Here is a 6,511-nt window from a genome sequence, read left to right as displayed (position 1 = left end):
GAACTTCGGCCTTGGAACGAAGGCCGGCTGATCGGTGCGAAGCGGGCGCTGAAACAGCAACAGGTCTGGGCCATTCGCTTCTGGCTCGACCAGCAGAGGCGACTGCGCGACCGAGCACTGTTCGATTTCGCCATCGACAGCAAGCTGCGCGGCTGTGACGTGGTCAGGGTGCGGATCGGCGATGTGGTTTCCGGCGGGCGCGTCCGTGACCGCGCCGTCGTGGTTCAGCAGAAAACCAAACGACCGGTTCAGTTCGAGATAATGGACACGGCGCGAAAGACGATGCGGGCATGGTTGGAGCGACGTGGGGGGACACTGAACGACTTCGTTTTCCCGAGCCGCAACGACTACATGGACCACATGAGCACGCGGCAATATGCCCGCCTTGTGCGCGAGTGGGTGGTCGGCATTGGCCTTCCGGCGCAGGATTATGGGACGCACTCGCTACGGCGCACGAAAGCATCGATCATCTACAAGGCGACTGGCAACCTCCGCGCCGTTCAGATTCTTCTCGGCCATGCCAAGATCGACAGCACGGTGCGCTACTTGGGCGTTGACGTGGAGGACGCTTTGGAATTGGCCGAACGCACCGAGGTCTGAGCGGACCCATTTGTGGACGTTTGCAAGCTATTCCCGGCTGCCCAACTTCAGCCGTTCGTTCATATCGCAGCGAACACAGCAACGGGGACTGGCTTCCGCCCCCGGTAGGCCGTTCTCTTAAAGAAGGGCGGGATCAAGATTATTTCCGATCGCTTTCCCGGCTGACCTCATTCTCCTATGGCTCTCGAATGAATGTAGCGGGCTTTGACCTGAATCTGCTAAAGGCGTTCGATGCCCTGTATGCGGAGCGCCACGTAACACGTGCTGGCCAGCGCATCGGCCTAAGCCAATCTGCCATGAGCGGTGCACTCACCAGATTGCGCGAGGTGTTCGACGATGAATTGTTCGTACGGTCGCCAACGGGGATGCTGCCGACACCGCGGGCTGATGATATAGCAGGCCCGATCTCATCTTCGCTCCAGCTCATGCAATCGGTCTTGCAAGATGATGGCTTCGATCCTGCGTTAGCCGATCACATCGTGACGATCGCAATGACTGACTACGCTGCCTTTGTCCTACTGCCTCCCCTGCTGGCACGGCTGGCGGTTGAGGCGCCTCGTCTTGAGCTGCGGATCCGCGGCATTTTCGGCAAGGATGAAGTCGTCGACCTCCTCGACAGTGGCGAGGCAAGCCTTGCACTCAGCGTCCCCGTCGACACTTCGGCACGCATTATGACACGCCTGCTCCTTCGGGAAGGCTTTGCCTGCATTGCGCGCCCCGGCCATCCAGCCTTTGCAAAAGATGCCGACATCGAGACGTTCGCGGCGGCCCCCCATCTCCTGGTATCGCCGGAGGGGGACCGCACAGGGGTGGTGGACCGTAAGCTCGCCGTGCTCGGGCTGACGCGCCGCGTCGTGCTAAGCCTGCCGCAGTTCCTGGTTGCCCCGTTCGTCGTCGCCGAGACCGATCTCATCGCTACGCTCGCTTCGCGGGTCGCCAAGCGGTTCGCTGCGGCCAGTTTGGGCATCGTCGTCCATGAGCCACCGATCGCGGTGTCCGACTTTTCGCTAGCGATGATGTGGCATCGTCGGGTGGATGATCACCCGGCCACGGTATGGCTGCGCGACTGTATTGCCCGGATCGCAGCGTCGGCCTGACGTCATCGACCAAACCGATCATACCGTATCACTTCTCGTGATTTCACGCAGGCCCACCGTTCCGCTCTAGTTCTTGGCATGGAGCTAATGAGGTGCTGACATGCGTGTTTTGGTAACGGGGGCTACGGGATTGATCGGTGGTGCGGTCGCACGTCGATTGGCCACGGCGGGGCACGACGTCGTCGGGCTAGCGCGTTCAGAGGCAAGCGCGGCCAAGCTGAATGGCATGGCCTATCAGGCAGCCTATGGTGATCTGGAGGATACAGATAGCATCGTCAACGCGGTCCACAGCGTCGACGCCGTCGTTCACGCCGCATCGCCGAACGACCAGAATAGTGCGGCCTATGATCAGGTCGCAGTTCGAGCGATCCTCGATGCGTTGCGCGGCACGACCAAGCGCTTTTTGTATACGAGCGGCTGCTTCTTGTACGGTGCCACCGGCGATACGGCCGCGACCGAGCACAGCCCATTGCATCCACTCGAGATGGTGCGCTTCCGCCAGAGGCTCGAGGCTGAAATTCTCGAAGCTGCTGCAGGTGGCGTTCACGGCATCATTCTCCGTCCTGCCTGGGTGTATGGCAATCATGCTTGGACCACGATGATGATGTTCAGCTCAGCCCAGGAGCATGGGGCTGCGCGCTACGTCGGCAACGGCCAGAATCGTTGGACGTGCATCCATGCCGACGATCTAGCGGACCTTTATCTGCTCGCGCTCGAGAAGGCGCCTGCCGCATCGATCTACAACGGGGCTCATGGCGCCGCTATTCCGCTGATCGAAATTGCACGGGCCGCCAGCGAGGGAGCAGGTGCCGGGGGCCAGTTAGCGGAATGGCCACTGGAGGAAGCTCGGCAGGTGCTAGGAAGCTTCGCGGATGCGATCGCATGCGATCAGGTAGTCTCCGGCCAACGCGCCGTGCTCGAGCTTGGTTGGCGCCCGTCGCGGCATTCGATCGTCGATGAACTACGCTCCTATGCGCAGCCTCCGGCGTGACCGCAGATCGTTTCAAGATCTGAAAGGACGAACGATACCATGGTTTCCAACCGGATTTCATGCTCCAGCTCGCCTCCGTACTCCTTGGTGTTCGAACTTCTGGTTCTAAGGCCTAGGCGCGGACAGCAAGCTGCGAGGTTGCTTCCCGGCCCTGCGTGGCGAATGACCGGTGATACGCTTGAAAGCAGCCCCGAATGCGCTCTCCGATTCATAACCTACCGAAGCCGCAACGGCAGGCAGCGACATGCCGGTGCTAATTAGAAGTTCTGACGCCAGCATCATGCGCCAGCGGGTCAGATAGGCCATTGGCGTTGCGCCAGTGACCCTCTCAAAGTGCGAGGCGAAGCTTGATCGCGACATTCCCGCCGCCCGGGCCATGTCGCCAATCGACCAATGACGTGCGACGTCGTTATGCACCGCGGCCATGGCATGCCGTAAATTGGGATGAGCAAGCGCTGCTAACCAGCCACTGGTAGACTGACCGCTTTTCAGATGTTCACGTAGAGCCTCGACCAGTAGTGCTTGAGCAAGATGGCCCGCCAGAAGAGCACTGCCTGGCTGAGGATCGCTCAATTCGATCATCAGACGTCGCATCCCGGTCAGTAATGCCTCTCGGCCTGCACCAGGACCGACGTGGATCATCGCTGGAATGGCGTCGAGCAGCGTTTTGGCTTGGACCCCGCCAAGCCCAAAAAAGCCGCCTAGCCCGCGACATTCGCCACCTCCGTTCAGGACGACGATCTGCCCGGCCCGTACACTTGTCATCAGAGCAAACGCATCAACCGGTATTGCCGCGTCGGAGGATTGGAGCACCGCTCCCCCTACCGTCATCAGCGCCACGTCGCCGGCGACTAGCGATATTGGCGCGGACGTGCCCGCGACCTGCAATTGGCAGGCCCCCGTCTCGATACCGAAACAGCGGATCCCTTGCGCGGGCTCAAAGGCGAGTGCCCAATCCCCCGCCGCGTCCAACCCGCGAAAGCCATAACCAGTCGGTTTCATCAACGTCAGAATATCAGAAAGTGGATCCATGATTTGGACGATCACAATGAATGAGGGGACGGATGAGCATGGTCGGTCCAGCGCCTCATGCCTAGACGGTGTCGAAATACGAGGCCTGTAGCATGATCGATCCCAATCCGCCGTCCTGGCCCCGACCGCGAACGGAAAGGCCGCGACCACGGTCTTCTCTAGTGCGACGCGTGTCTTGGGCGTTCATGGCGATGCTGAGTAGCGCTGTGGCGCTTGTTTCCTATCGCTATCTCGCAAAGGCGGGACCCGTTCCAGTGACAATCGCAGCCAATGCCTATGTGAACCCATGGCTTGTGATCCACGCGACCGGGGCCGCAACTGCACTCTTTGTTGGACCATGGCAGTTTCTGCCAGTGTTTCGTACGCGCCAGACAGCCGCTCACCGGATGTGCGGGCAAATCTACGTCGCCGGGTGCGTCACGGGGGGGACCGCTGCGCTAGTGCTTGCGACCGGCGTCTCCACAGGACCTATCGCCGGCACCGGTTTCAGCTTGCTGGGTATCGCTTGGATTGCAGCCACCATATTTGCGGTCCGGGAGATCCTAGCACAACGAGTGTCGTCGCATCGGCGCTGGATGATCCGCTCGTTTGCACTGACGCTATCGGCAGTAACGCTGCGACTCTACCTGCCGGCTAGCTTTCAACTCGGGCTCGATCCGATCCTGTCCTATCGCGTGATTTCCTGGGCATGCTGGGTGCCCAACATGGTCCTGGCAGAGCTGTACCTAACCTTCAGCAATGCCGACGCAATCCCTTGAACAACAAATAGGAGTAATCTGCATGCGGGTCTTCATCACTGGCGCAACGGGTTTCCTAGGACCTGCGATTGCGAATGACCTCATTAAGCGCGGTTACCAAGTTGTGGGCCTCGCTAGATCTCAAGCCTCCGCTGAAATGCTGCAAGCGAACGGTGTCCAACCTCTCATTGGCAGCCTTACCAACGTTTCGGTTCTGCGGCAGGGCGCCGAGGCGGCCGACGGCGTAATCCATCTGGCATACAGTTTCTCGCCGGGTGACATGCCGCGTACACGTATGCTCAGTGCCGTTTTTGGTGGCTGGCCTGGTGGCATCATGGGACGAATGATGAAGGCCATTACAGCGACCAACGACGCGGCCCTCAATGCCCTGGCGAGCGCGCTCGGTGGTTCTGAGCGACCCTTAGTGACCGCCTTCGCCACGATGGGCATAGCTGGTGCTTCGGGGGCATCGGCACGGGGCATTGCCATTGAAACCGACTGCCCAAACGCAGCGTCTCCTGGCTACGTCCGCTCTGTCAGTGAAGCTCTCGTGGAGCATTGGGCGTCCCGCAAAGTGCGAGCCTCGATCGTCAGATTGGCGCCCGCAGTACACGGGACGGGCGACAAGGGCCTAATCCCCCAACTCGCCCTGGCAGCGCGCAAACACGGCGAGGTTATTTATGTCGGCGAGGGCGCCAATCACTGGAGCGGCGTCCATATCAATGACGCCGTCTCGCTGTTCAGGCTGGCGCTCGAAAAGGGAAAGTTTGGGGGCGTCTACCACGGCGTAGGTAACGACGTGCTCACCTATCGCGAGATTGCCGAGGTCATGAGCCAGCGATTGGGCCTGCCTCTACGCTCGGGAACGCAGGTCGACGCCACACGCCAGCTTGGCTTTACGGCGCCGTTCGTCTCGGTTGACAACCCAGTGAGCAGCGCGCTCACCCAAGCTGAACTTGGCTGGGCACCGGCTGGCCTCTCCCTGATCGATGACCTAAAAAGTCCGGCATACTTCAGCAGCTGATAGTCGCGCAGGCGCTGTAGCTCATGATCAGGACGGCGGTGCGGCACCAACGGCAACCAACCGGGATCCATCAAGGAAGGATTGGGCCCCCTGCAGTTGCGGACACTCAAGAACGGCTATTCAAACCGTCCTGGCCGCCTCCCAAAACCAAACCTTCGTTAAGGAGCGTAGATCGTCAATTGCTGATGATGACGCGTAACAGCTTTCGCTAACGGTCACGACGCGAGCGATGGTGCTACCAACCTCGCCCGCGCCACCGTCGTCATTTGGGTTCAAGCGCCGAACGCGCCGTCGATCGTATGCATCCCACCGGTAACGAAGCCCGCCTCCGGCCCCGCCAACCATGCAACCATCCCCGCGACTTCTTCCGGCCGTCCGTGGCGCTTGATCGCCATGAAGCTGTGCATCAGATCCTTCATTGGACCGTTTTCAGGGTTGGCATCGGTGTCGATCGGCCCTGGTTGCACGATGTTGATCGTGATGCCGCGTGGCCCGAAATCGCGGGCAAGCCCTCGCGCCATCCCTTGCAGCGCAGATTTGCTGAGCGCGTAGGACGCCATGCCGGGCACCGGCATCCGATCACCGTTGACGGAGCCGATGACGATGATCCGTCCGCCATCGGGCATCTGCCGCGCCGCTTCGACGGAGGCGTGATAGGGCGCGTGGACATTCACGCGGAACAGCCGATCGATTTCGTCCGGGTCCTGATCGAGCGCATCGCCGAAGATTGCGAACCCGGAATTCACGACCAAAATGTCGAGCGGCCCGCTGTCCCGCACGCGCGCGATCACCGCGTCGCGGTCAGCGCTGTCGGTTTGCACCGCTTTGCCCCCGGTCTCTGCCGCAAGCCGCTCCGCGGCCGCTAGAGACCCCGCATAGGTAAAGATTACGGATGCACCTTCCGCGGCAAAGCGCCGGACGATCGCTGCGCCGATACCGCGACTACCCCCCAGTACAAGAACGGACTTTGCTTGAAACAGGGCCATGATGTGCATCCTTGAGAATTAATGTATGGCTCGCTACATAAATG

7 protein-coding genes are annotated in these 6,511 nt (G+C 60.7%); 5 read left to right on the top strand and 2 right to left on the bottom strand.

All coding sequences use genetic code 11. The features are described from left to right. The 3 genes from EV283_RS16930 to EV283_RS16920 form a co-directional block, all read left to right on the top strand. On the top strand, positions 1-600 hold a 600-nt coding region (locus tag EV283_RS16930), incomplete at its 5' end, for a tyrosine-type recombinase/integrase (protein ID WP_130327344.1). A 188-nt stretch (positions 601-788) separates the two neighbouring features. After that, the gene (locus EV283_RS16925; protein ID WP_130327342.1) at positions 789-1,697 is read left to right on the top strand and encodes a LysR family transcriptional regulator; all 909 of its coding nucleotides are present in this window, start codon (positions 789-791) and stop codon (positions 1,695-1,697) included. A gap of 100 nt (positions 1,698-1,797) precedes the next feature. Further along, positions 1,798-2,688 carry an NAD-dependent epimerase/dehydratase family protein gene (locus EV283_RS16920; protein WP_130327340.1) on the top strand — a complete coding sequence of 297 codons (891 nt, stop codon included), beginning with the start codon at positions 1,798-1,800 and terminating at the stop codon, positions 2,686-2,688. A gap of 105 nt (positions 2,689-2,793) precedes the next feature. Here EV283_RS16920 and EV283_RS16915 read toward each other — a convergent pair whose 3' ends face one another. Continuing rightward, the gene (locus EV283_RS16915) at positions 2,794-3,720 is read right to left on the bottom strand and encodes an AraC family transcriptional regulator (protein WP_130327338.1); all 927 of its coding nucleotides are present in this window, start codon (positions 3,718-3,720) and stop codon (positions 2,794-2,796) included. 185 nt (positions 3,721-3,905) lie between these two features. Here EV283_RS16915 and EV283_RS16910 point away from each other — a divergent pair, with 185 nt between their 5' ends. Together EV283_RS16910 and EV283_RS16905 are read left to right on the top strand one after the other, a co-directional pair. Continuing rightward, positions 3,906-4,478, top strand: coding sequence for a DUF2306 domain-containing protein (locus tag EV283_RS16910; protein WP_207223173.1), 573 nt, complete (start codon positions 3,906-3,908; stop codon positions 4,476-4,478). A gap of 22 nt (positions 4,479-4,500) precedes the next feature. Next, positions 4,501-5,481 (top strand): SDR family oxidoreductase, encoded by a 981-nt coding sequence (locus EV283_RS16905; RefSeq protein ID WP_165391823.1) that lies wholly within the window; start codon positions 4,501-4,503, stop codon positions 5,479-5,481. Between the two features lie 272 nt (positions 5,482-5,753). Here EV283_RS16905 and bdcA read toward each other — a convergent pair whose 3' ends face one another. Continuing rightward, complete coding sequence (gene bdcA, locus EV283_RS16900; protein ID WP_130327409.1) at positions 5,754-6,467, bottom strand: SDR family oxidoreductase; 714 nt, start codon at positions 6,465-6,467, stop codon at positions 5,754-5,756. Positions 6,468-6,511: the final 44 nt, after the last annotated feature.

It is taken from the genome of Sphingomonas sp. BK036, assembly GCF_004216825.1.
GTDB lineage: Bacteria > Pseudomonadota > Alphaproteobacteria > Sphingomonadales > Sphingomonadaceae > Sphingomonas.
The sequence above is the reverse complement of the archived record's forward strand: the minus strand, read 5'-3'. Positions and strand labels throughout refer to the sequence as shown.